This is a genomic window from Brevibacillus sp. SAFN-007a, assembly GCF_051967035.1.
In the GTDB taxonomy this organism is placed as follows: Bacteria; Bacillota; Bacilli; order Brevibacillales; family Brevibacillaceae; genus Brevibacillus.
Window position 1 is genome coordinate 463,813 of the sequence record NZ_JBQCKK010000001.1, and the last position, 21,924, is coordinate 485,736.

25 protein-coding genes are annotated in these 21,924 nt (G+C 55.7%); 24 read left to right on the forward strand and 1 reads right to left on the reverse strand.

Translation table 11 applies throughout. From position 1 onward, the window contains the following. The first annotated feature begins 83 nt into the window (after positions 1-83). From spoIIIAA to ACTHO6_RS02445, 19 genes are all read left to right on the forward strand, one after another. Positions 84-1,046, forward strand: coding sequence for a stage III sporulation protein AA (gene spoIIIAA, locus ACTHO6_RS02355; RefSeq protein ID WP_440238916.1), 963 nt, complete (start codon positions 84-86; stop codon positions 1,044-1,046). Then, positions 1,034-1,552, forward strand: a complete 519-nt coding sequence (gene spoIIIAB, locus ACTHO6_RS02360) for a stage III sporulation protein SpoIIIAB (protein ID WP_440238918.1) — start codon at positions 1,034-1,036, stop codon at positions 1,550-1,552. Before spoIIIAA ends, spoIIIAB begins: the two co-directional genes overlap by 13 nt. Before the next feature lie 16 nt (positions 1,553-1,568). Beyond that, a complete protein-coding gene (spoIIIAC, locus tag ACTHO6_RS02365) occupies positions 1,569-1,772 on the forward strand; it encodes a stage III sporulation protein AC (protein WP_005827263.1) in 204 nt (67 codons plus the stop codon). A gap of 13 nt (positions 1,773-1,785) precedes the next feature. Further along, entirely contained in the window at positions 1,786-2,175 is a 390-nt protein-coding gene (gene spoIIIAD / locus ACTHO6_RS02370) for a stage III sporulation protein AD (RefSeq protein ID WP_005827266.1), read from the forward strand. Between the two features lie 16 nt (positions 2,176-2,191). Then, positions 2,192-3,379 (forward strand): stage III sporulation protein AE, encoded by a 1,188-nt coding sequence (gene spoIIIAE, locus ACTHO6_RS02375; RefSeq protein WP_440239410.1) that lies wholly within the window; start codon positions 2,192-2,194, stop codon positions 3,377-3,379. A gap of 8 nt (positions 3,380-3,387) precedes the next feature. After that, the gene (spoIIIAF, locus tag ACTHO6_RS02380; RefSeq protein ID WP_440238922.1) at positions 3,388-4,065 is read left to right on the forward strand and encodes a stage III sporulation protein AF; all 678 of its coding nucleotides are present in this window, start codon (positions 3,388-3,390) and stop codon (positions 4,063-4,065) included. Between the two features lie 31 nt (positions 4,066-4,096). Further along, positions 4,097-4,735 carry a stage III sporulation protein AG gene (spoIIIAG, locus tag ACTHO6_RS02385; protein WP_440238924.1) on the forward strand — a complete coding sequence of 213 codons (639 nt, stop codon included), beginning with the start codon at positions 4,097-4,099 and terminating at the stop codon, positions 4,733-4,735. A gap of 13 nt (positions 4,736-4,748) precedes the next feature. Beyond that, entirely contained in the window at positions 4,749-5,411 is a 663-nt protein-coding gene (locus ACTHO6_RS02390) for a SpoIIIAH-like family protein (RefSeq protein WP_440238927.1), read from the forward strand. A gap of 211 nt (positions 5,412-5,622) precedes the next feature. Then, positions 5,623-6,135 carry an acetyl-CoA carboxylase biotin carboxyl carrier protein gene (gene accB, locus ACTHO6_RS02395; protein WP_440238929.1) on the forward strand — a complete coding sequence of 171 codons (513 nt, stop codon included), beginning with the start codon at positions 5,623-5,625 and terminating at the stop codon, positions 6,133-6,135. Positions 6,136-6,151: 16 nt separating this feature from the next. Then, positions 6,152-7,507: an acetyl-CoA carboxylase biotin carboxylase subunit gene (gene accC, locus ACTHO6_RS02400; protein WP_440238931.1), complete on the forward strand. Its 1,356-nt coding sequence runs from the start codon at positions 6,152-6,154 to the stop codon at positions 7,505-7,507. A gap of 70 nt (positions 7,508-7,577) precedes the next feature. Then, entirely contained in the window at positions 7,578-7,994 is a 417-nt protein-coding gene (locus ACTHO6_RS02405) for an Asp23/Gls24 family envelope stress response protein (protein ID WP_440238934.1), read from the forward strand. 147 nt (positions 7,995-8,141) lie between these two features. Beyond that, on the forward strand, positions 8,142-8,699 hold the full coding sequence (amaP, locus tag ACTHO6_RS02410; protein WP_440238936.1) for an alkaline shock response membrane anchor protein AmaP: 558 nt from the start codon (positions 8,142-8,144) through the stop codon (positions 8,697-8,699). 12 nt (positions 8,700-8,711) lie between these two features. Next, positions 8,712-8,924: a DUF2273 domain-containing protein gene (locus tag ACTHO6_RS02415; protein WP_440238938.1), complete on the forward strand. Its 213-nt coding sequence runs from the start codon at positions 8,712-8,714 to the stop codon at positions 8,922-8,924. 58 nt (positions 8,925-8,982) lie between these two features. Continuing rightward, complete coding sequence (gene nusB / locus ACTHO6_RS02420) at positions 8,983-9,387, forward strand: transcription antitermination factor NusB (protein ID WP_440238940.1); 405 nt, start codon at positions 8,983-8,985, stop codon at positions 9,385-9,387. Positions 9,388-9,406: 19 nt separating this feature from the next. Continuing rightward, a complete protein-coding gene (locus ACTHO6_RS02425; RefSeq protein WP_440238943.1) occupies positions 9,407-10,369 on the forward strand; it encodes an O-sialoglycoprotein endopeptidase in 963 nt (320 codons plus the stop codon). A gap of 88 nt (positions 10,370-10,457) precedes the next feature. Beyond that, on the forward strand, positions 10,458-11,312 hold the full coding sequence (gene folD, locus ACTHO6_RS02430; protein WP_440238945.1) for a bifunctional methylenetetrahydrofolate dehydrogenase/methenyltetrahydrofolate cyclohydrolase FolD: 855 nt from the start codon (positions 10,458-10,460) through the stop codon (positions 11,310-11,312). A 100-nt stretch (positions 11,313-11,412) separates the two neighbouring features. Continuing rightward, the gene (gene xseA, locus ACTHO6_RS02435; RefSeq protein WP_440238948.1) at positions 11,413-12,792 is read left to right on the forward strand and encodes an exodeoxyribonuclease VII large subunit; all 1,380 of its coding nucleotides are present in this window, start codon (positions 11,413-11,415) and stop codon (positions 12,790-12,792) included. Further along, complete coding sequence (gene xseB / locus ACTHO6_RS02440) at positions 12,761-13,012, forward strand: exodeoxyribonuclease VII small subunit (protein ID WP_440238950.1); 252 nt, start codon at positions 12,761-12,763, stop codon at positions 13,010-13,012. Before xseA ends, xseB begins: the two co-directional genes overlap by 32 nt. 7 nt (positions 13,013-13,019) lie before the next feature. Then, the gene (locus ACTHO6_RS02445; RefSeq protein WP_440238952.1) at positions 13,020-13,913 is read left to right on the forward strand and encodes a polyprenyl synthetase family protein; all 894 of its coding nucleotides are present in this window, start codon (positions 13,020-13,022) and stop codon (positions 13,911-13,913) included. 62 nt (positions 13,914-13,975) lie between these two features. On the opposite strand, the gene ACTHO6_RS02450 is transcribed toward ACTHO6_RS02445, so the two are convergent. Continuing rightward, complete coding sequence (locus ACTHO6_RS02450; protein WP_440238954.1) at positions 13,976-15,670, reverse strand: M3 family oligoendopeptidase; 1,695 nt, start codon at positions 15,668-15,670, stop codon at positions 13,976-13,978. Between the two features lie 251 nt (positions 15,671-15,921). Here ACTHO6_RS02450 and dxs point away from each other — a divergent pair, with 251 nt between their 5' ends. The 5 genes from dxs (at position 15,922) to recN (ending at position 21,790) form a co-directional block, all read left to right on the forward strand. Then, positions 15,922-17,808: a 1-deoxy-D-xylulose-5-phosphate synthase gene (gene dxs, locus ACTHO6_RS02455; protein WP_440238956.1), complete on the forward strand. Its 1,887-nt coding sequence runs from the start codon at positions 15,922-15,924 to the stop codon at positions 17,806-17,808. After that, the gene (locus tag ACTHO6_RS02460) at positions 17,805-18,623 is read left to right on the forward strand and encodes a TlyA family RNA methyltransferase (RefSeq protein ID WP_440238958.1); all 819 of its coding nucleotides are present in this window, start codon (positions 17,805-17,807) and stop codon (positions 18,621-18,623) included. The genes dxs and ACTHO6_RS02460 overlap by 4 nt, the downstream gene beginning before the upstream one ends. 113 nt (positions 18,624-18,736) lie before the next feature. Further along, positions 18,737-19,594, forward strand: a complete 858-nt coding sequence (locus tag ACTHO6_RS02465; RefSeq protein ID WP_440238960.1) for an NAD(+)/NADH kinase — start codon at positions 18,737-18,739, stop codon at positions 19,592-19,594. A 5-nt stretch (positions 19,595-19,599) separates the two neighbouring features. Further along, positions 19,600-20,049, forward strand: coding sequence for a transcriptional regulator AhrC/ArgR (gene ahrC / locus ACTHO6_RS02470; RefSeq protein WP_440238962.1), 450 nt, complete (start codon positions 19,600-19,602; stop codon positions 20,047-20,049). 16 nt (positions 20,050-20,065) lie between these two features. After that, positions 20,066-21,790 carry a DNA repair protein RecN gene (gene recN, locus ACTHO6_RS02475; RefSeq protein ID WP_440238964.1) on the forward strand — a complete coding sequence of 575 codons (1,725 nt, stop codon included), beginning with the start codon at positions 20,066-20,068 and terminating at the stop codon, positions 21,788-21,790. Positions 21,791-21,924 lie beyond the last annotated feature (134 nt).

Genomic DNA, 21,924 nt, shown 5'->3' on the forward strand with positions numbered 1-21,924 from the left:
TAAATCTCGTCCATCCGCGCATAGGATGGAGGTAAGTCAATGTGGACAAACGAGAGTTGGCCACAAAAAGGAGGGTATTAGATGTGAGAGAGATTGTGGCGATCTTGCCGGAAGCCATACGCTCGATTTTGACTGCTCTTCCCTCCGCGGTCAAAGAGCATTTGGAAGAGATTCGGCTTCGGCAAAATCAGCCGTTGGAAGTGCGCTTTGGCCAGCAATCCAGCTACGTGACGCCGACAGGCCAGCTTACCTCCACCGCGAGCAAAGGATGGATGTTTTCCGCAGAGCACGCAGTCAAGCTGTTGAATCAGGTAAGCCAGCATTCTTTGTACGCGCTGGAGGAAGAGCTGAAGCGGGGCTACATTACAGTCGTCGGGGGCCATCGCATCGGCATCGCGGGCAAGGTGGTGCTGGACAAAGGGGATGTCAAAGGCATCAGGGATATCACCAGCTTCAATATCCGGATTGCCCGGGAAAAAAAAGGGGCGGCGCAGAAAGTATTGCCCTATTTGTTTGAAGGCGGGAACGTGTTGAGTACGCTGGTGATCTCTCCGCCCCAATGCGGGAAGACGACCCTTTTGCGCGATATCGCTCGCTCCCTCAGCTACGGGAGTGAATGGTCGTCCAGCCGCAAGGTCGGGATCGTGGACGAGCGTTCCGAACTGGCGGGTTGTCTCCAGGGAGTCCCGCAGCGAGATGTCGGTCCCCGGACAGATGTGCTGGACGCTTGTCCGAAGGCTGCCGGGATGATGATGCTGATTCGCTCCATGTCTCCTGATGTGCTGGTTGTGGACGAGGTGGGGCGAGCGGAGGACGGGGATGCCATTTGGGAAGCGATTCATGCGGGAGTCGCGGTCATCTGCTCCGCCCATGGCGCTGACATCCAGGAGGTGGCCCGGCGTCCGATGCTTGGCAACCTGGTGCGACACGGCGTATTTGCCCGCTACATCGTGCTTAGCCGGGCGAAAGGCGTGGGCACGATCCAGGGGATCTACGACCAAAGCATGAAGCCGCTTGGACAGGAGAAGATCGCATGGTCAAGCTGATCGGTGCCGTACTCGTCCTGTTCTCCGCTTCTCTGGTCGGCTGGCAAATCGGCAAGTATTACGCCTATCGTCCGGTTCAGCTGCGCGCTCTCCTGGTTGCCCTGCAAATGCTGGAGACGGAAATCGTCTACGGCATGACCCCGCTGCACCGGGCGTTTGTCAAGGTAGGTCGCCGCGTCTCCGAGGATGTGGGCAAGGTGTTCCTGCACGCCGCAGAGCTTTTGGTCAGCGAAAAGGCGCATTCGGCGGAAGAGTCCTTGCAGCAGGCGATGAACAAGCAGTGGACGCAAACAGCCCTGCGAAGCCAAGAGCGGGAAGTGCTCGCGAGTCTCGGACAGGTTCTCGGTTCCTCCGACAGGGAAGACCAGCAAAAGCATCTGCGCCTTGCGGTTACCCACCTGCGGGGGCTGGAGGAAGAAGCGCGGGCCGAGCAGGCAAAATACGAACGCATGTACAAAAGTCTTGGCTTCCTCGGCGGGCTCTTGGTCGTCATCCTGATGTTCTAAAGGCGAGGTGTTCACAGTGGATTTTGATTTGACACCTGTTTTTCAGATCGGAGCGGTAGGGTTCATCACAGCGATCTTGCACACGGTCCTCAAACAGGCGGGAAAGGAAGATATCGCGCACTGGGCGACACTGGTCGGATTCATCATCGTCCTGTACATGGTGTCCCACTACCTCGGCGACCTGTTTTCGGAGGTAAAACGCGTCTTCCTGTTCAACTGAGGAGGGGCTCTCGATGGAAATCGTACAAATCGTTGGACTTGGACTGGTCGCAACCATACTTGCCCTGGTGATTAAAGAACAAAAGCCGATGTTCGCCTTTCTTTTGGCGATTGCGAGCGGCGTCATCATTTTCTACTTCCTGGTAGGAAAAATCGCCGAAGTCATTCGCATTCTGGAAAGACTGGCAGTCCAGGCAGATTTGAACCTCGTGTTTCTGGAAACCATTTTAAAAATTATCGGAATTGCCTACATCGCGGAATTCGGGGCGCAAATGACCCGGGATGCCGGACAAGGCGCGATTGCCTCCAAAATCGAGCTGGCCGGAAAAGTGCTGATCCTGGTCATGGCCGTGCCGATTATCCAAATCATCATCGAGACAGTGATCGACTTGCTGCCGGCGTAAGGGAGGTGGGATGTCTGTGGCGCATACGGCCAAATTGATCCTGTTATGGTTCGCACTCGTCGTCTTTCTGCCGCCGGGGACGGTTCACGCAGCCGGGGCATCCGCAGCCAACCCGATCAACCAAATTGTCGAGGAGCAAGTGGATCACCTGCAGCTGGAGCGAGTCGAACAGTATTGGCAACAGCTTCAGCGCGAGTACAAAGGCTACTTGCCAGACCTGAAATCCCAGGGCTTTATCCAGATTTTGATGCAGCAGGAGGAACTGACGATCTCTGGCGTCCTGCAAGGGATGGGCAAATTCATCTTCCACGAAATCTTGATGAACGGCAAACTGCTCAGCTCGATTATTATCATCACGGTGTTTGCCATGATCCTGGAGACGATGCAAAATGCATTCGAACGAAACGCCGTTTCTACCGTGGCCTATTCCATCGCTTATCTCGTTTTGATGGTGTTGGCCATCAACAGCTTTCACCTCGCCATCACTTACGCCAAGGACGCGATCAGCAGCATGACGGATTTCATGCTCGCCATGATCCCGCTTGTCATCGCCCTCCTGGCTTCGGTGGGCAACCTCGCGACAGCGACCATGTTTCACCCGCTGATTATTTTCATGATCAACATCAGCGGCATGATGATTACGTACGTGGTGTTCCCGCTCTTGTTTTTGTCGGCAATGCTCTCGATCGTCAGCCTGTTTTCCGAACGCTACAAGGTTACCCAACTGGCCACTCTGCTCAGAAACATCGCAATGGGCGTACTCGGGTCCTTCCTGACGATTTTTCTCGCCGTCATCTCGATTCAGGGCGCCACCTCGGCTGTCGCAGACGGGGTCACCCTGCGGACGGCCAAATACCTTACCGGCAACTTCATTCCGCTCGTCGGGCGAATGTTCTCCGACGCAGCCGATACGGTTTTGAACGCATCGCTTCTGGTCAAAAATGCAGTCGGTCTGGCCGGAGTGGTCATCCTCATTTTCTTGTGCGCGTTCCCGGCTCTCAAGATACTGGTGCTCTCTCTGATCTACAACCTGTCATCCGCTGTGTTGCAGCCGCTCGGGAACAGTCCGATCATCAGTGCGCTCGGCACGATCGGAAAAAGTCTCCTGTTCGTCTTCGCCGCGCTGGCGACGGTGGGATTGATGTTCTTTCTGGCGATTACCATCATCATTGCGGCAGGTAATATCTCCATGATGGTTCGGTAGGTGATGACATGACATGGTTAACGCTTTGGCTGAAAAAAATCATCCTGCTCGTCCTCCTGGCAGCCTTTCTCGATCTGATCCTGCCCAACACGACCTTGCAGCGCTACGTGAAAATGGTCATGGGGCTGATCCTTTTGTTGACGATCATCTCTCCGGTGTTCAGCCTGTTCAGTCTGTCGCAGGATGATCTCGCTCTCCGACTGGATCGCTACCAGCAAGAGCTGAACAAGCCAGCCTCCGCTGAATGGAAAAAAATGACTGACAAGCTTCTGGGACAGCAAAACGAGCAGATGACCGCTTACGTACAGACGCAAGTAGCAGCGGCCGTGAAGGCGAGAATCAAAGCGGATTACGGCATGGAGGTGGCTGACGTGAAAGTGGTGATCGAGCAGAAGGAGCCGGGAGAGCCGACCTTGTCGCGCATGGAGCTTTTGATCGGCGAAGCAGACAGTCAACCGAACCAGAGCGAATCGCAGCAGGTCGAACCGATCAAGCCGATTACGCCCATCGCCCCGGTAGAGGTCACGGTTGGCGAGCCGCAGGAGAAAAAACAGGAGGTCGAGGTGGCAGCGCGCGAGGAGAATCCGCTGTTGAGCCGGATGGCAAGTGATTTGGCCGAACAATGGGGACTGGCCAAAGAGCAGGTCATCATTCAAGACGAGTCCAGGGAAAGCGAAAAACAGTAATGGCGCTGTCGACACAAGCGAGGTGAGATACATGCTGGAAAAGCTGAAAAAACTGTGGGAAGGAAACGGCAGCAGCAAAAAGCTCAAGCCGATGCACTACTTGGTCGTCGTGCTGGGAATCGGGATCGCAGTCATGATCTTGACGGATTTTCTGAACGTCGAGCAAGATCAGCCGCTCGGATTTGCGATAAACGCCGACGAACCTGCGCAAAAGCCCTCTGGCGACGCGACATCTGCGGTGCTCGGCGGATCGCCCGCCCCGGACATTATCGCGGAATACGAAAACATCTACGAATCCCAGCTGCGGGATATCCTTGCGAGTGTGGTCGGCGTGGGAGAAGTCGAAGTCATGGTCAATCTGGAATCGACACCGGAGCTGGTCGTCGAGAAAAACACGAACGTCCGCTCCTCGGTCAACCAGGAGATGGACAAGGAAAAGGCAACCCGGAATCAGAGTGACCAATCGCGCGATTCGCAGGTCGTGATTGTCCAGGGCGGCAAGCAGGACCAGCCCGTCATCGTCAAGACGTTGAAGCCGCGCGTCCGGGGAGTGCTGGTAGTGGCCAAAGGGGCCGACAACATCCAGGTAAAAGCGTGGATCACCGAGGCCGTGCAAAAGGTTTTGGATGTACCCGCTTACAAGATATCCATATTGCCCAAAAAAGGGTAGGAGGTAATGACAAATGATTCTGCGCAAGCAAACAGTGTGGTTGTTGACGATGCTGGCTGTCATGGTTGTACTCTCCGGTTACTATCTGGTGAAAGGGCCGCAAGAGCAGATTCCAACCTCGGGTCAAGAGCAGGCGGTCCAGAAGCAGGAGCAAATCTCCGGCGTGGAAGTCGAGACCAAGCAGGTCGAGCAGGCTCCGGGCGCTGCTGCGGTCGATGCCAAGAATGGCACGCAGGAAGCGACGACTCCTGTGGGGCAAACGCCGGCTCCGGAAGAAGCGAAGCAAACCGCAGGCAATGCTGTCGTTCCCGTAGCCGAGACGGCGGCGGAAGTGTTCCAGGGCTTCAAGCTGAACCGGGAAGCACAAGTCCGGCAGCAAAAGGATGAGCAGCTCGCGATTATCAACAATGCGGATGCGACTCCGCAGGCGGTAGCCGAGGCCAAGGCCAAGTACGACGAACTGTCCACGCTGGAGACGGCTACGATGAACGTGGAGGAAATGCTCAAGGCGAGCGGCTACCAGGATGCGGTCGTCCTCGTCCAGAACGACAAAGCCACGGTAATTGTGCAAAAAGACAAACTGAGCGCAAATGAAGTGGTGGAAATCATCGCGCAGGTCAAGCAGCATCTGAACATGCCGGCGACGAATATCAACGTCCAGTTCAAGGCTTCCTGACCGGAAGCACAAGCCGAGCTTCCCGTTATAAGGGGCGCCTGAAGTGGGCATGCTGGTAAGGATTTTCTCACTTCCTCCTGGCAGGAAGCGGGGAAATCCTTTCTTGACGTGGTATGGGCAACAGGCTACCATGGATTTATGGTTTGCCAAAAGGATGCAGATGGGACTCCCTGTTCCGCTATTGAAACAAACGAAGGAGTGCTTTTTCGTCATGAAAATTCATGAAATCCGAGAAATTATTAAGCTGATTGATCAATCTTCCATTAATGAATTCAAACTGGAGACCGAAGGGGCAAAAGTAACCCTGAAGAAATCCAGCGGTACAGAAACAGTCGTGGTGACGCAGCCAGTCGTACAAGCCCCGGCGGCGGCTCCTGTTGCAGCTGCGCCAGTAGCAGCGGCTCCGGCGCCCGTGCAGGCAGCTCCTGCTGCGGTGGAAGCGCCGAAAGCGGCTCCGAGCGCTCCTGCTCTTGACGACGCAAACCTGCACAAGATCGTCTCTCCGATGGTCGGAACCTTCTACCGTTCACCAGAGCCTGGCAAGCCTGCTTATGTACAAGTTGGCGACAAGGTCAATCCGAGCAAGGTCGTCTGCATCGTGGAAGCGATGAAGCTGTTCAACGAAATCGAAGCGGAAGTCAACGGCGAGATCGTCAAGGTACTGGTCGAAGACGGCCAACTGGTGGAGTACGGTCAAGCGCTGTTTTTGGTGAAGCCAGAATAAGGTGGGGGAGAGCGAGATGTTTCAAAAAGTATTGATTGCCAATCGCGGGGAGATTGCCGTACGGATTATCCGGGCATGCCGCGAACTGGGCATTCGTACGGTCGCTGTCTACTCCGAAGCGGATCGTGAAGCGCTTCATGTGAAAATGGCCGACGAAGCTTACTGTATTGGTCCAAAAGCATCCAAGGAAAGCTATCTGAACATAGCGAACATCATGAGCGTAGCGACCAAGGTGGGCGCAGACGCCATTCACCCTGGCTACGGATTTTTGGCTGAGAATGCAGACTTTGCCGAGATTTGCATGGCCTGCAATATCACCTTTATCGGTCCTGATCCGGAAGCGATCGTGAAGATGGGCGACAAGTCCACCGCCAAAGATACGATGAAAGCGGCCGGCGTGCCGACGGTGCCTGGGACAGAAGGGCTGATCGAGGATATCGAGAGCGCCATTCGCACAGCCAACGAAATCGGCTATCCGGTGATGGTGAAGGCCACTGCGGGCGGCGGCGGACGCGGCATGCGCGTAGCGGTCGACGACGAGGATCTGGAAAAGGCGATCCGTCAGGCGCAAAACGAGGCGAAAACCGCATTCGGCAACCCTGGCGTGTACCTGGAAAAATTCGTGGAAGGTCCGCGTCACGTGGAAATCCAGATCATGGCCGACAAGCATGGCAATGTGGTCTATTTGGGCGAACGCGACTGCTCCATCCAGCGCCGTCACCAAAAGCTCATTGAAGAAGCGCCGTCGCCAGCCTTGAGCGAAGAGACGCGCAAGCAAATGGGCGAAGCAGCTGTCGCCGCGGCCAAGGCGGTTTCCTATCACGGAGCCGGTACGGTCGAATTCTTGCTGGACAAGCACGGACAGTTTTACTTTATGGAAATGAACACGCGGATTCAGGTCGAGCATCCGGTGACCGAGCTGGTAACTGGCATTGACCTCATCAAGGAACAGCTGACGGTTGCAGCGGGAGAACCGCTGTCCTTTACGCAGGAAGACATCCAGCTCGACGGCTGGGCGATCGAATGCCGGATCAACGCGGAAAACCCTGCGAAAAACTTCATGCCGTCCCCTGGACGCATTGCGGAATATTTGCCGCCGGGCGGCTTTGGGGTCCGGGTAGACAGCGCTGCCTATTCGGGCTATGTGATTCCGCCTTACTACGATTCCATGATCGCCAAGCTGATCGTCTGGGGCAAGGACCGCAACGAGGCAATCGAACGGATGAAGCGTGCGCTTGGCGAATTTGTCATCGAAGGCATCCACACGACGATTCCGTTTCATCAGAAAGTATTGGAGCATGAAGTGTTCGTGAGCGGCCACTTTGACACCAAGTTCCTGGAAAACTACGAATTGAACCTGGATGAAGAATAAGCAAGGCGGATTTGTAAAAAAACGGTGCGCTTGGTATAATGGATTACAAATCTAAAGGGAGGTGCGAAGCATGGAAGAGTTTACTCCGGATTTAGATAGAACAGAGCTGGGAAAGGTCCAGATTGCTCCCGAGGTACTGGAAGTGATCGCTGGTATGGCTGCGTCCGAGGTGGAAGGCGTAGCACACATGAGCGGCGGTTTCGTAGGGGAAATAGCTGAACGATTAGGCCGTAAAAATATAGCCCGCGGCGTTCGTGTGGAGGTTGGCTCCCGCGAAGCGGCTGTGGATGTCTCCATCATTGTCAAGTACGGATTCCGAATTCCAGACGTCGCTCGCAATATTCAAGATAGTGTGCGCAATGCGATCGAAGGGATGACCGGACTTTCGGTGGTGGAAGTAAACGTACATATCGTCGATGTAGAGCTGAAAGCCGAAGAAAAAACACCGGCGACGCCTGTAGTCGAAGATTACCAGCGTGTGCGCTAACCTGCACCGGATGGATGCCCCCTACTGTCAGGGGGCATTTTCCTCATTCCATCCGTTGTTGTGTCAAGCCTTGGCTAAGGCGGGGAATTTTTCTTTGACCGTGCCCTGTTTGTCTCCTTTCAAACACGGCGAAAAGGAGAGATGCATGTGAATTTGTTTGATCGCTTTATCTTGACGATTTACAGCTTTGCGCTGATTGTTTTGTCCTGCATCGCGATAGTCGCCACCAGCGGATTGATTGCACCGGAGTTTTTCCGGCCGTATGTCGATCAAATGCTGGCGGGAACGAACATCACGTATCTCATCGTTGCGATTATTTTCCTCGTTGTGAGTCTTCGCTTCTTTTTCAGTTCTTTCCGTTCCGGCAAGCCAAAAGCCGATCGCGGCATTCGTCAGCGTAGCGATCTTGGCGAAGTCCACATTACGATTCAGACGATCCAGACGATTGCCGAGCGCGCAGCCCGGCGGGTGAAAGGCGTGCGTGACCTGAAAACGACAGTCAAGGTACTGGAGAGTGGGAATATCATCACCTTGCGCGTTTCCGTCGATGGCGAGACCCCGTTGCCGGACTTGACGCAAAAGCTGCAAGCGGACGTAAAGGAGCAAGTCGAAGGAGTTGCTGGCGTTGTCATTTCCGAAGTGGCGGTTGTGGTAACGGAAGTGGCTCAGCACGAAAACTACGCGGCTCGCAAGCGAGTGGAATAGAAGGTGAAGTCCATGATGTGGGAGTTATTGTGGGAACACAAGGGGAAGCTAATGGGGATTTTGGCCGGATTATTTTTCGGCATCATCTACCTTCTCGTCGGTTTTTGGAATACACTGGTCTTTGTTGTATTTGTCGGGACCGGCTATTACATCGGACGCAAGCTTGACCATAAGGAAGACTTGCGCGAAATACTGGATCGGATTTTGCCGGGCAAGTTTCGGTAGCAAAAAGCGGGGGAAGGAACGGGCTTCCCTGTTGACTTTAATTAGTAGGTGAATGGAAATGAAGCGTAGAACAGCACGAGAAAAAGCAGTCCAATGTCTCTTCCAGATCGACATGGCCGAGGTGCCTGTCAAGGAAGCGATTGATCTGGTCATGGAAGACTCCAAGGAAAACGCGCAGTATTTGCGTTACCTGGTCGATGGGGTTTTGGCGAACCTGACGGAGATCGACGCAGAGATCAAAAAGTATTTGCGCGGCTGGCAGTTGGAGCGTATTGCCAATGTAGACCGCGCCATTTTGCGCCTCGCTTTTTACGAGATCATGTTTGAAGCGGATACGCCTGACAAGGTCGTCATGAACGAAGCGATTGAAATTGCGAAGTTGTTCAGCGATGAAGCATCCCACCGGTATATCAACGGCGTATTGGCAAGCTTCTTGCAAGCACGAGAAGCGCAAAAGGCATAAACAGGCAGGAGATACAAGCATGAGGAAGGTAATGTTGGGCATTGATACGAGCAATTACCGGACATCGCTGTGCTTGGCTCAGGAAGACGGCCGGATTGTGGCAGAAGCAAAGCGCCTTCTCAAAGTGAAGGAAGGAAAACGCGGGCTGCAACAATCCGAAGCCGTCTTTCAGCATGTGATGAACTTGCCGGAACTAAGCGAGCAAATGAAGTGGAACGAATACGAGATTGAAGCGATTTGCGTCAGCGAAAAGCCGAGACCCGTCGATGGTTCCTACATGCCGGTGTTCAAGGTAGGGGAAGGATTGGCCAAATCGCTTGCCACCTACTTGCGTGTCCCCTTGCACCTGACGACTCATCAGGAAGGACATATCGCGGCCGGAGAGTTTACGGCGGAAAAACGCCCGGAACAGGACCGCTTTCTGGCTGTCCACCTGTCCGGCGGAACGAGCGAGCTGCTTTTGTGCGAGCGGCAGGCGGTCGGATATGCGATCGAAAAAATCGGCGGCACCATCGACCTGCATGCGGGGCAGCTGGTGGATCGGATCGGCGTAGCGCTCGGGCTGTCGTTTCCGGCGGGACCGTATTTGGAGCAGCTGGCACAGCAGTCGACCGGCGCATTTCGCGTTTCTTCTGCTGTGGACGGCTTGACTTTCAGCTTTTCCGGTCCGGAAGCGTCTCTTCTCCGGGCCATTGAGCGGGGCGAGACGAGCCATGCCGATATCGCCCGCGCAACGGAACAGTGTATCGCCAACACGTTGGAAAAAGCATTGCGCCACGCTATCGAACAGGGCTATCCACGCGATATCCTGATCGTAGGGGGAGTAGCGGCCAATCAGTACATGCGCGAGCGGCTGATCAAGCGCCTGGAGCATCCTGCAATCCAAGCCAGACTGTATTTTTGCGATCCGGTTTACTCCGGCGACAACGCCTACGGAGTAGCGATGCTTGGATGGATGAAGCAAAAGACGAACATTGAATAATGATGAACTTTTTATGATTCGGCTTTACAGTTGCAGACGAAATCGGTACACTAGTGGTATCGACGTATAAGAAGGAGGCTTTTTCTCCATGGCTGCAACCATTCTCCAAGGAAAAGAAGTGGCAAAAAGCATTCGCGAAAAGCTCGCGATTGAAGTGGCAGAACTGAAAAAACAAGGCATTATCCCTGGTTTGACTGTCGTGCTTGTGGGGGACGACCCCGCATCGCATTCGTATGTACGCGGAAAATCAAAGGGCTGCGAGGAAGTCGGTATCCACTCCGAGGTGATCCTCAAGGAAGCCTCGACGACAGAGGAAGAACTGCTTGCGATCATCCACGAATTGAACGAAAATCCGAACGTTCATGGGATTTTGGTTCAACTTCCTCTGCCCGCGCATATTTCGGAGAAAGCAGTCATTGCGGCGATTCATCCCGAAAAAGACGTGGATGGTTTTCATCCTGTCAACGTCGGCAACATGGTGCTCGCCAATGAGACGATGCTTCCTTGTACGCCCCATGGCGTCATCGAACTCATCAAGCGGACGGGAACAGACATTGCCGGGAAGCACGCTGTCGTCATCGGCCGCAGCAACATCGTCGGCAAGCCTGTCTCGCTGTTGTTGCAGCAAGAAAACGCGACCGTGACCATGTGCCACTCGCGCACGCAAAACCTGGAAGAGCACACGAGACAGGCGGATATTCTCGTGGTGGCGACAGGACGCGCGCGCATGATCGGCAGAGAGCATGTAAAGCCGGGAGCGGTTGTGATCGACGTCGGGGTAAACCGGAGCGAAAGCGGAAAGCTGGTCGGTGACGTCAAGTTCGACGAAGTGAAAGAGGTCGCCAGCTTTTTGACGCCAGTGCCAGGCGGTGTCGGTCCGATGACCATTACCATGCTGCTGAAAAACACAGTAGAGGCAGCACGCAAGCAAGCGCAACTGTAGAAGAGCATTGGAAGGAATGGATAGGGCCTGCGCTTTATCCATTCTTTTTTGCCTCGGAACAAAACAGACCGAAAGCCACAGCGGCTGAAAGGAGGAGTGTATGGCTGCACCCAACATTTTGTCTGTCAGCGATCTCAACCGTTTTATCAAGCTCGTGCTGGAGAGAGAGACGAATTTGCAGGACGTCTGGGTGAGGGGGGAAATCTCCAACTTCACGCACCATTCCAGCGGCCATATGTACTTTACGTTGAAGGACAAGACGTCGCGGATCAAAGTCGTGATGTTCGCCAGCTACAACCGCTTCTTGCGCTTTTTGCCCAAGGACGGGACGAAGGCGATTGTGCGCGGCTCCGTTTCCGCTTTTGAACGCGATGGGGCCTACCAGCTGTATGCAAGAGAGATGCAGCCGGACGGCCTTGGCTCGCTCTATTTGGCGTTTGAACAGCTCAAGGAAAAGCTCGCGCAGGAAGGCTTGTTTGCAGCGGAGCGAAAGCGGGCGCTTCCCCGTTTTCCCAAACGGGTCGGGGTGGTGACCTCCCCGACCGGAGCGGCGATTCGCGATATTTGCACGACGATTCGCAGGCGATACCCGCAGGCGGAGATTGTGTTGTCGCCAGCAGTCGTGCAAGGGACGGATGCTCCGGCTTCCATCGTCTCGGCGATCCGGATTATCAACCAGCAGCCGGACATTGACGTGCTGATCGTCGGCCGGGGCGGCGGCTCGATTGAAGAGCTGTGGGCTTTCAACGAGGAAAGCGTAGCGAGAGCCATCGCCGCTTCGATGATCCCGGTCATTTCGGCGGTGGGCCATGAGACGGATGTCACGATTGCCGATTTCGTGGCCGATGTTCGCGCTGCGACGCCCACGGCAGCGGCGGAGCTTGCCGTGCCGCACTATCTGGAATGGGTGGAGCGGGTTCGCCAATTGGACATTCGCATGCACAAAGCGGTGCGCAACCAGCTGGCGGAGGAGCGAACCCGACTGGATCGTCTCGTCAACTCGTATGCGATGCGGCAGCCGCAGCGGCGGCTGGAGGAAGCGGCGGAGCGGCTGGATCGGACGTATTTGCGGATGCGCCAGGCGATGAAGCATCTGATGGAGCGCAGGCGCGAGCGCTACACGCGGCTGGACGAGCAGATCCAGCGGTATCGGCTGGCGGATCAGGTCGGGGAACGGCGCAAAGCAGTGGCGGCGATTCGCGCCCGGCTGGACGAGCGAATGCTGGCGCAGCTCAATCAAAAGCGGATGGCGTTTGCCTCGCGTGTCGCCACGCTGGAGGCGCTCAGTCCGCTTGCCGTCATGAAGCGCGGCTTTTCGCTCGTATACGCTGGCGACAAGCTGGTGAAATCGGTGGAACAGTTTGCTCCCGGCGACGAGATCGTGGTACGATTAAGTGATGGCAGTGCCACTGCACGAGTGGAACAGTTGAATCGGGAGGAGAAGCGCAATGGCTCGCAAGAAAACGGACCAAGAGACTGACATGCAGTTCGAAGATGCGATGAAGCGGCTGGAGGAAGTCGTTGAGAAGCTCGAAGAAGGAGACATCCCGCTGGAGGAAGCGATTACGCTGTATCAGGAAGGGGTCACGCTCTCTCGCATTTGCGGACAGAAGCTCGAGGCAATTGAAGCCAAGATCGTTCAGTTGGTGGAAGAAGACGGCCAACTGAAGCAGAAGGCTTTTCGCGTGGAAGGGGAATAAAGACATCGTGAATACATTCCAAGCGTATTTGGCGGAAAAAACGGCCTATATTGAACAGCATCTTTTGCCTGCCCTGGAACAGCAAGGCGTCCCGACCCAGTTGTACGAATCCATGAAGTATTCGCTCATGGCAGGCGGAAAAAGACTGCGTCCGATACTGGTGCTCGCTGTGCTCGAAGCGCTGGACAAGCCGATGGAGCGCGGGGTTCCGTTCGCGATTGCCCTGGAAATGATCCATACATATTCGTTGATTCACGACGACCTGCCGGCGATGGACGACGATGATTTGCGCCGCGGGAAGCCGACGAACCACAAGGTGTTCGGGGAAGCGACGGCGATTCTTGCGGGCGACGCGCTTCTGACGCGAGCGTTTGCCTATATCGCGGAGGCGTACCAGGAGCGTTCTGATGTGGCCCCAGCCACGATTGTCAAGCTGATTGCCGAGCTGGGAAAACGAGCGGGCGCGACAGGCATGGTCGGCGGACAAATGGCGGATATCGAGGGCGAGAGCAATCAGCTTGATCTGGAAGAGCTGGAGTTCATTCATCGCCACAAGACAGGCGATCTGCTAGTGGCAGCCTTGCGGGGCGGCGGCTATCTGGCGGAAGCGAGCGAAGCGCAGATGGACGCGTTGACCCGGTACGGCGTCTGCATCGGGCTGGCTTTTCAAATTCAGGACGACATCCTCAATGTGGAAGGGGACGCTGCCGAGCTGGGGAAAGCCGTCGGCAGCGACGCGGATCGGCAAAAGGCGACTTATCCGTCGCTGCTCGGGCTGGCGGAGTCCAAGGAAAGGCTGCGGGCATTGATTGCCGAAGCCAAGGCGGCTCTCGCGGATGCCGGAATCGAGCATTCCGCCCTAAGCCCGCTGGCCGATTACGTACAAAACCGGAACAAGTAAGCAAACACGAAAGAAAGCTGGCACCCTGTCGGAGCTGCCAGCTTTTTTCTTTTCGCCGTTCGTTACAGGCGCTTGTCGTCCACGCTGTTCAGCCACGCCTCGATGTCGCCGATGACGGATTGGATGCAGCCATCTTCAAACGGCGAGTACAGCTTTGCGACTTGAATCAGCTCCGTAAACGACTTGCTGCCGCCCTCTTTGCAGAGCGTGAGGTAGTCGGCCCACGCCTGCTCGGGATTTTCCTGGGCCCGCTTCCAGAACTGGAAGGCGCAAATTTGCGCCAGCGTGTAGTCGATGTAGTAGAACGGATCGCGGAAAATGTGCGATTGCTGCTGCCAGAAGCCGCCCTCCTCCAAAAACGCGTTCTCGTCGTAATTGCGGTACGGGAGGTATTTGCGCTCGATCTCGCGCCAGGTGCGCTTCCGTTCGGCCGGGGTCATCTCCGGCTTTTCGTAGACGGCATGCTGGAACTCGTCGACGGCCACGCCGTAAGGAATGAACAACAGCGAACTGCTCAAATGCGAGAACTTGTATTTGTCCGTATCTTCCCGGAAGAACAGCTCCATCCACGGCCAGGTCAGAAACTCCATGCTCATCGAATGGATCTCGCACGCTTCGTAAGTCGGGAAGTGGTACTCCGGCACTTCAAAGCCGCGGCTGACGTACACCTGGAACGCATGCCCCGCTTCGTGGGTCAAGACGTCGATATCGCCGGAGGTGCCGTTGAAGTTGGCGAAGATGTAAGGCAGTTTGTACTTGCTCATGTACGTGCAGTAACCGCCTGTCGCTTTGCCTTTTTTGCTCAGCAAATCCAGACATTCGTTTTCGAGCATGAAGCGGAAAAACTCGTCGGTTTCCGGAGAGAGCTGCGCGTACATGTTCCGGCCGTTTTCCACGATCCAGTCCGGCGAGCCTTTTGGGGTCGGATTCCCCGTAGCGAAATCGAAAGCCAGATCGTAATACTTCATGGTATCGACGCCGATCCGCTCGCGTTGCCGCTCGACCAGCTTGCTGGCGATCGGAACAATCTGCTCCTCGACCTGGCGGCGGAAGCGGGCGACCATATCCGCGTCGTAGTCGGTGCGGTTCAGCCGGGCGTAGGCCAGCTCGACGAAGCTGTTGAAGCCGAGCTTTTTCGCAATGCGGGTCCGCACCTTGACCAGGCTGTCGTAGATGCTGTCCAGCTTCTCCGTGTGCTGGCGCAGAAAATCGTACTTGGCTTCGTTCGCCTTTTTGCGCATTTGTCTGTCCGTCGATGTCTGGAAGGGGAGCAATTGTGGAAGCGTGCGTTCCTTGCCTTCGAACATGATTTTCGCGGAAGCCATCAGAGCCATGTACTGGCTGGCCAAGCGGTTTTCCTCCTGCAAATCGGCGACGACCTCCGGGGAAAAGGTGGTAAGCGTCGTTTCGGCAATGCGGAAAAGCTGGGCTCCCCATTTTTGCTCAAGCTGGGAGCGGTAGGGAGAGTGGACGATGGCGGCGTAGTAGCGGGAGACGATGCCCTGATACACCGGACCCGCCTCGTCCCAGTAGTCCTGCTCTTCTTTGTAAAAGGGGTCCTCCGTATTGATCGTGTGGCGGATTTGCGCCACTTCTCGCGCGGATTCCACCTCTTGCCGAAGCTCGTTCAGCTGTCCTAGCACCTGGTCTTGCTCCTGGAAGCTTGCCGCCTGCTGAAACGCTTCCAACAAGCTTGTAAAACGTTTCTCAACATCAGTCATGTCCATGCGTGTGTACGGGATTTGCGAGAATTTCACGGAGTCCACCTCTTTTTCTCGGATTGATTGATCCATTTTATTTTACCAGAAGTTAGCAGCCGTTGGGCACAAGATTGAGACTGCGGATCAAAAGTGGTGTTTTTATGAAGAAACCGTTATAATGAATCAAGTTGACATTAAGCGGAGTATAGGCTAAGCGACAACGAAGAAGCCTAGTTTTCCATGTGGTGGATTGATTTGCAGCATGCGCAATCGGCCGGAGAACGAACAGTGGAAAGTGAGGAATACCAATGCTGCTTACTACCATAAATGATCCTCAAGACCTGAAAAGGTGCACTTCGCAGCAGCTGCATACGCTTGCATCCGAAATCAGGCAGTTTCTCGTCGAGACGCTTTCGAAAACGGGGGGACATCTCGCGCCGAATTTGGGAGTTGTCGAGCTGACGCTGGCTTTGCACTATGTGTTTAACAGCCCCAAGGACAAGCTGATCTGGGATGTCGGCCATCAGGCATACGTACATAAAATGCTGACAGGGCGTCGGGACATGTTCCCTACCTTGCGCCAGTACAAAGGACTGTGCGGCTTTCCCAAAATGAACGAGAGCCCGCATGACGTCTGGGAAACCGGACACAGCAGCACATCCTTGTCGGCTGCGATGGGGATGGCGATGGCCCGCGATCTGAAAAAGGAAAAAAACCACGTCGTAGCGATCATCGGAGACGGTGCGCTGACGGGCGGCATGGCGCTGGAAGCGTTGAACCACATCGGTCACGAACGCAAAAACGTCATCGTCGTGTTGAATGACAACGAAATGTCCATTGCGCCAAACGTGGGCGCTTTGCATAACTACCTGGGCAAAATCCGCTCTACGGAGAACTACCAGTGGGCCAAGGACGAAGTCGAGGGACTGCTGAAAGCCATCCCGGCCGTAGGCGGCAAGCTGGCCTCGATTGCCGAACGCTTCAAGGACAGCATGAAGTATTTGCTCGTCTCCGGCGTTCTATTCGAGGAGCTGGGCTTCACCTACATCGGACCGATTGACGGCCACAACGTGGAGCTTTTGATCGATACGCTGAAAACAGCGAAGCAGACAAAAGGCCCGGTACTGATTCACGCGATTACAAAAAAAGGCAAAGGCTACGCTCCGGCAGAGGCGGATTCCGTGAAATGGCACGGAATTGGCACGTACAAAATCGAGTCCGGGGATACGCCAAAGTCGGCTCCGACCTATACGTCCGTCTTTGCGGACACGATGATCGAGCTGGCAGCCGAGAACAAGTCGCTGGTAGCGGTGACTCCTGCCATGCCGGCAGGCTCGGGTTTGATCCCGTTTGGACAAAAATACCCGGATCGCCTGTTTGACGTCGGAATTGCCGAGCAGCACGCTTGTACCTTTGCGGCCGGCCTTGCGACACAGGGCTTGAAGCCGGTGCTGGCGATTTACTCGACCTTTTTGCAGCGCGCGTACGACCAGTTGATTCACGACGTCGCGAGACAAAAGCTGAACGTCGTGTTCGCGGTCGACCGGGCAGGGCTGGTCGGCGCGGACGGGGAAACCCATCAAGGCATGTACGATATCGCATTCATGCGCATCATTCCGAATATGGTCATCATGGCGCCCAAGGACGAAAACGAGCTGCGCCATATGATGAAAACGGCGATGGCCTACAACGACGGACCGATTTCCTTCCGCTACCCGCGTTTGCCGGCGCGCGGCGTGCCGCTGGATCGGGAACTGCAAGTCCTGCCGATTGGCAAGGCGGAGGTCGTCCGTGAAGGAAAGCAGGTGGCGATTCTCTCCTTTGGGCATGTGTTTGAACTGGCGGAGCAGGCAGTCAACCAGCTGAACGCGGAAGGAATCCGACCGATGCTGGTAAACGCGCGCTTCTGCAAGCCGCTGGATGAAGAGCTGTTGTTCAGGCTGGCGGAGGAAGGCTATGATATCGTCACGGTCGAGGAAGGCTGTGAAATGGGCGGATTCGGCAGCGCCGTCATCGAATGCTACAACCGGGCGGGCTACCACGGTGTGAACGTACAGGTCGTCGCCGTACCGGATTATTTTGTCGAGCATGGCAGTGTAAAAGAACAGCGTCAAGAGGTCGAGCTGACTGCGGAGAACATCGCTTCCCGGGTACGGGCCTTGATGCCGATATCGAAGGGTGTACTGGAAGCATGAGTGTGAGAAAAGAACGAGTGGACGTATTGCTCGTCGAGCGGGGACTGTTCGAGACCCGGGAAAAAGCGAAAGCAGCCGTTATGGCCGGGCTGGTTCAGGTGGCGGGAGAACGCTGCGACAAGCCAGGCACCAAAGTTGCCGAGGACGTCGCGATTACGGTCAAAGGCGAGGTTCATCCGTACGTCAGCCGCGGCGGGCTGAAGCTGGAAAAGGCGTTGAAAGTGTTTGACATCGATTTGCAAGGCAAGGTGATGATGGACATTGGAGCCTCCACAGGCGGTTTTACCGACTGTGCCTTGCAAAACGGCGCCCGCCTTGTCTACGCGATCGACGTCGGCTACGGACAGCTGGCATGGAGTCTTCGCCAGGATGAGCGGGTCATCGTCATGGAGCGGACCAACTTCCGTCATATGGACCCGGATGCCTTCCAGCAGGAACGTCCGGATGCCGCTTCGATTGATGTTTCCTTCATCTCACTGCGCTTGATCCTGCCTGTGCTGTACCGCTTTTTGAAAGAAGGCGGCGACGTGGTGGCGCTGGTCAAGCCGCAGTTTGAGGCGGGCAAGGACCGGGTCGGGAAAAACGGGATCGTGCGGGATCCGGACATACACGAAGCGGTATTGACGGACATCGGGCAATTCGCCAGCGGTCTCGGCTTTGCGATGAAAGGGCTGGACTTTTCACCGATTACGGGTGGTGAAGGGAATATTGAATTCGTCATGCATGTGGCCAAGAGCGACGGCGGCATGGACGCCGAAGCGTGGCTGAAGCTCGTAAGCGAGGTAGTTGCGCTGGCCCATGCCCAATTGAAATAGGGACAAAAACCAAAAGCCTCGGGAGTTTTGTTGCAATCGAGGCTTTTTCATTATGCATGAATAGTTGTATACTTGTATAAGGATTTCCAACCAACCAGTTTGGGGTGGACCATGTGAAGAAGATAGGAATCATTGCAAACAAAGGAAAACCAGAGGCACGGATCGTGGCGAGGGAGCTTGTTTACCTGCTGGAGGTGCGGGGAGCGCACGTATTTTTGGACGAAACGATCGCCGTCGATCTCGGACGCGTGGACTTGGGCGCTTCCATCGCGGAAATCGGCAGTCACGCTGACCTGGTCTGCGTGCTTGGCGGCGACGGCACGCTGCTCAGCATCGCCCGCAAGCTCGCCGGACGGTCCATTCCCATTTTCGGGATCAACCTGGGCACGCTGGGCTTCCTGTCAGAAGCCGAGCCGGAGCACCTGCCTCATGCCGTAGATAATTTGCTCTCAGGCAAGTACAATATCGAGGAGCGCGCCATGCTGGAAGCGTCTTTAGTCCGCAAAGGCAGCACGCTGGGTACATATACCGCCATGAATGACATCGGGATTGCCAAAGGCTCGTTTTGCCGCATCATTCAATGTGCCGTTTACTCGGACGATGAATATGTGGCTACGTTCAGTGGCGACGGGGTCATCGTGTCAAGTCCGACCGGATCTACCGCCTATTCGCTGTCTGCAGGCGGACCGATTGTGGCCCCGAACGTGGACATGCTATTACTGACTCCGGTGGCGCCCCATTCGTTGACGGCCCGGCCGATGGTGTTGTCGGGCAACCAGACGATTCGCGTAGAAGTCGACGCCATTCATCAGGAGATGGGGCTGTCTATCGACGGGCAGTTCGGCTACCGGCTGGAAGGCGGAGATCACATCTACATCAAAAAGTCGCCGTATGTCACGCCGCTCATCAAGTGGAAAAAGGGCAGCTTTTTTGAAGCAATTCGCACGAAACTACAAGGGGAATGGGAGTAATCCATATGAACAAGGGGCAACGACATATCCGTATTCGGGATATCATCAGCAACCACGAGGTCGAAACACAGGATGAGCTGGTGGAACGACTGCGGGCGGCAGGGTTCAATGTAACGCAGGCGACGGTATCCCGAGACATCAAGGAATTGCATCTGGTGAAGGTGCCACTCCCTGATGGGCGATATAAGTATTCCATGCCTGCTGAACAAAAGTTCAATCCACTGCAAAAGCTCAAACGGATGCTGGTCGACTCGTTTGTCAGTATCGACCAGGCCGATCACTTCATCGTGCTGAAGACCCTTTCCGGGCATGCCAATGCGGTAGCAGAGCTGATCGACAACTTGCCTTGGGAAGAGATCATGGGGACGATCAGTGGGGACAACACCATTCTGATTATTTGCCGGTCCAAGGAAAATACAGCGGAAGTGACCAAGCGTTTTATGGAAATGCTGTAAAAGGTGGGCGCAACAGATGCTAGTGGAACTCTCTATCCGAAATTTTGCCATCATTAAATCGGTCACCGTCTCCTTTCAACGGGGGCTGAATGTCCTCACCGGGGAAACGGGCGCCGGAAAATCGATTATCATTGATGCGCTCGGGCTGCTTCTGGGCGGCCGCGCGTCTGCGGATTTTGTGCGCTATGGCGAACAGCGCGCAGAGGTGGAAGGGCTGTTTGAGTTGCCTCCGGGCCATCCGGCGCTTGCGGTGTGTGCCAATGTTGGCGTGCAAGTCGAGCAGGATGGCATGCTCGTCGTCCGCCGCGACATTTCCAATCAGGGCAAAAGCATTATTCGCCTGAATGGACAGATGGTGACGCTTGCCATGCTGCGCGAACTGGGACCGTGGCTGGTCACCGTGCACGGACAGCACGACACGCACATGCTGATGCAGGCGGACAAACACATCAACTGGCTCGACGCCTACGGGGAAGCGATGCTGGGAGCGGCGAAAGAGGAGTACGGCAAGCTGTACGCCGCGTACCGGAAGACGAAGCAGGACCTCGAACGGATGGCCCGCAACGAGCGCGAGCTGGTGCAGCGCATCGACCTGTTGCAATACCAGCTGGACGAGATCGAAGCGGCTGCGCTTTCGCCGGGCGAGGACGAAAAGCTGATGCAGCAGCGAAAAAAGTGGATGAACATCGAGAAGGTGTACGCGACCGTCCAGGATGCGTACCGCTCGCTGCACGGCGATCAGAAGGGCATGGACTGGCTCGGACACGCCATGAGCGAGCTGGAGCGCGGCGTTCCGTATGAGGAGCAGCTTGCTCCGATTCTGGAGACGGTGCAGACGGCGTATTACCAGATAGAGGATGCCGTTCACAAGCTGCGTCAGCTCTCCTACCACCTCGATTTTGAGCCGGAGCAGCTGGCAGAGGTGGAGCGCAGGCTGGATCAGATTCAGTCGTTGAAGCGCAAGTACGGAAAAAGCGTGGACGACATTTTGGAATATGCCGCGACGATTTCCGACGAGCTGGACGAGATGCACCATTACGAGGATCGGTTGCAGCAGGTGGAGAAGCGGCTACAGGAGCTGGCGGCAGACTTGGCCGTGGAGGCGTTGGAGCTGTCCGTCATTCGCCAGGAGTGTGCGACGAAGCTCGCTCGCGAGATCGAGCAGCAGCTAAAAGAACTGCATATGGAACGGGCGCGTTTTGCCATCGACGTCAGACAGACTCCTGACGAGGAAGGGGTAGAAATCGATGGGATCAAGCGGTTCGTCGATGCGAACGGCATGGATCAGATCGAGTTTTTGATTTCCCCCAACCCGGGCGAGCCGTTGCGTCCGCTGGCCAAGATCGCTTCCGGCGGGGAGTTGTCGCGGGTCATGCTGGCGATCAAGACGATTCTGGCCGGAACCGACCAGGTGGAGACGCTGATATTTGACGAGGTCGATACAGGGGTAAGCGGCAGAGCGGCGCAGGCGATTGCGGAAAAGCTGGCCCGTGTCGCCCAGAAGCGGCAAGTATTGTGCATTACCCACTTGCCGCAGGTAGCGTCTATGGCGGATGCGCATTTTCTCATCAAGAAGGAAATGAGCGAGCACGAGACGAAAACCGTGGTGACGAGGCTCTCGGAGGAGGAGCGGGTGACGGAGCTTGCCCGCATGCTCAGCGGGGCCGAAGTCACGGCGAAAACAGAAGAACACGCGCGCGAGATGATTGTACTCGGCCGCGAAAGAAAGGCTGCCAACTGATCGGAGTTGGCAGTCTTTTTTTGCCGCCAAAACGTTTGCGAAAGCGGCAGGCAGGTGAGGGATTTTCCTGACATAATCCGCTTGGCTGGGGGCAACATTAAAAGTACACAAGGTGGAGGTGTCTCTTTGTAGGT

Coding starts and splice junctions, on each gene's coding strand:
- spoIIIAB (WP_440238918.1), top strand. CDS start 1,034: ATGGTCAAGCTGATCGGTGCCGTACTCGTCCTGTTCTCCGCTTCTCTG.
- spoIIIAD (WP_005827266.1), top strand. CDS start 1,786: ATGGAAATCGTACAAATCGTTGGACTTGGACTGGTCGCAACCATACTT.
- spoIIIAF (WP_440238922.1), top strand. CDS start 3,388: ATGACATGGTTAACGCTTTGGCTGAAAAAAATCATCCTGCTCGTCCTC.
- spoIIIAG (WP_440238924.1), top strand. CDS start 4,097: ATGCTGGAAAAGCTGAAAAAACTGTGGGAAGGAAACGGCAGCAGCAAA.
- ACTHO6_RS02390 (WP_440238927.1), top strand. CDS start 4,749: ATGATTCTGCGCAAGCAAACAGTGTGGTTGTTGACGATGCTGGCTGTC.
- accB (WP_440238929.1), top strand. CDS start 5,623: ATGAAAATTCATGAAATCCGAGAAATTATTAAGCTGATTGATCAATCT.
- accC (WP_440238931.1), top strand. CDS start 6,152: ATGTTTCAAAAAGTATTGATTGCCAATCGCGGGGAGATTGCCGTACGG.
- ACTHO6_RS02405 (WP_440238934.1), top strand. CDS start 7,578: ATGGAAGAGTTTACTCCGGATTTAGATAGAACAGAGCTGGGAAAGGTC.
- ACTHO6_RS02415 (WP_440238938.1), top strand. CDS start 8,712: ATGATGTGGGAGTTATTGTGGGAACACAAGGGGAAGCTAATGGGGATT.
- nusB (WP_440238940.1), top strand. CDS start 8,983: ATGAAGCGTAGAACAGCACGAGAAAAAGCAGTCCAATGTCTCTTCCAG.
- ACTHO6_RS02425 (WP_440238943.1), top strand. CDS start 9,407: ATGAGGAAGGTAATGTTGGGCATTGATACGAGCAATTACCGGACATCG.
- folD (WP_440238945.1), top strand. CDS start 10,458: ATGGCTGCAACCATTCTCCAAGGAAAAGAAGTGGCAAAAAGCATTCGC.
- xseA (WP_440238948.1), top strand. CDS start 11,413: ATGGCTGCACCCAACATTTTGTCTGTCAGCGATCTCAACCGTTTTATC.
- xseB (WP_440238950.1), top strand. CDS start 12,761: ATGGCTCGCAAGAAAACGGACCAAGAGACTGACATGCAGTTCGAAGAT.
- dxs (WP_440238956.1), top strand. CDS start 15,922: ATGCTGCTTACTACCATAAATGATCCTCAAGACCTGAAAAGGTGCACT.
- ACTHO6_RS02460 (WP_440238958.1), top strand. CDS start 17,805: ATGAGTGTGAGAAAAGAACGAGTGGACGTATTGCTCGTCGAGCGGGGA.
- ahrC (WP_440238962.1), top strand. CDS start 19,600: ATGAACAAGGGGCAACGACATATCCGTATTCGGGATATCATCAGCAAC.
- recN (WP_440238964.1), top strand. CDS start 20,066: ATGCTAGTGGAACTCTCTATCCGAAATTTTGCCATCATTAAATCGGTC.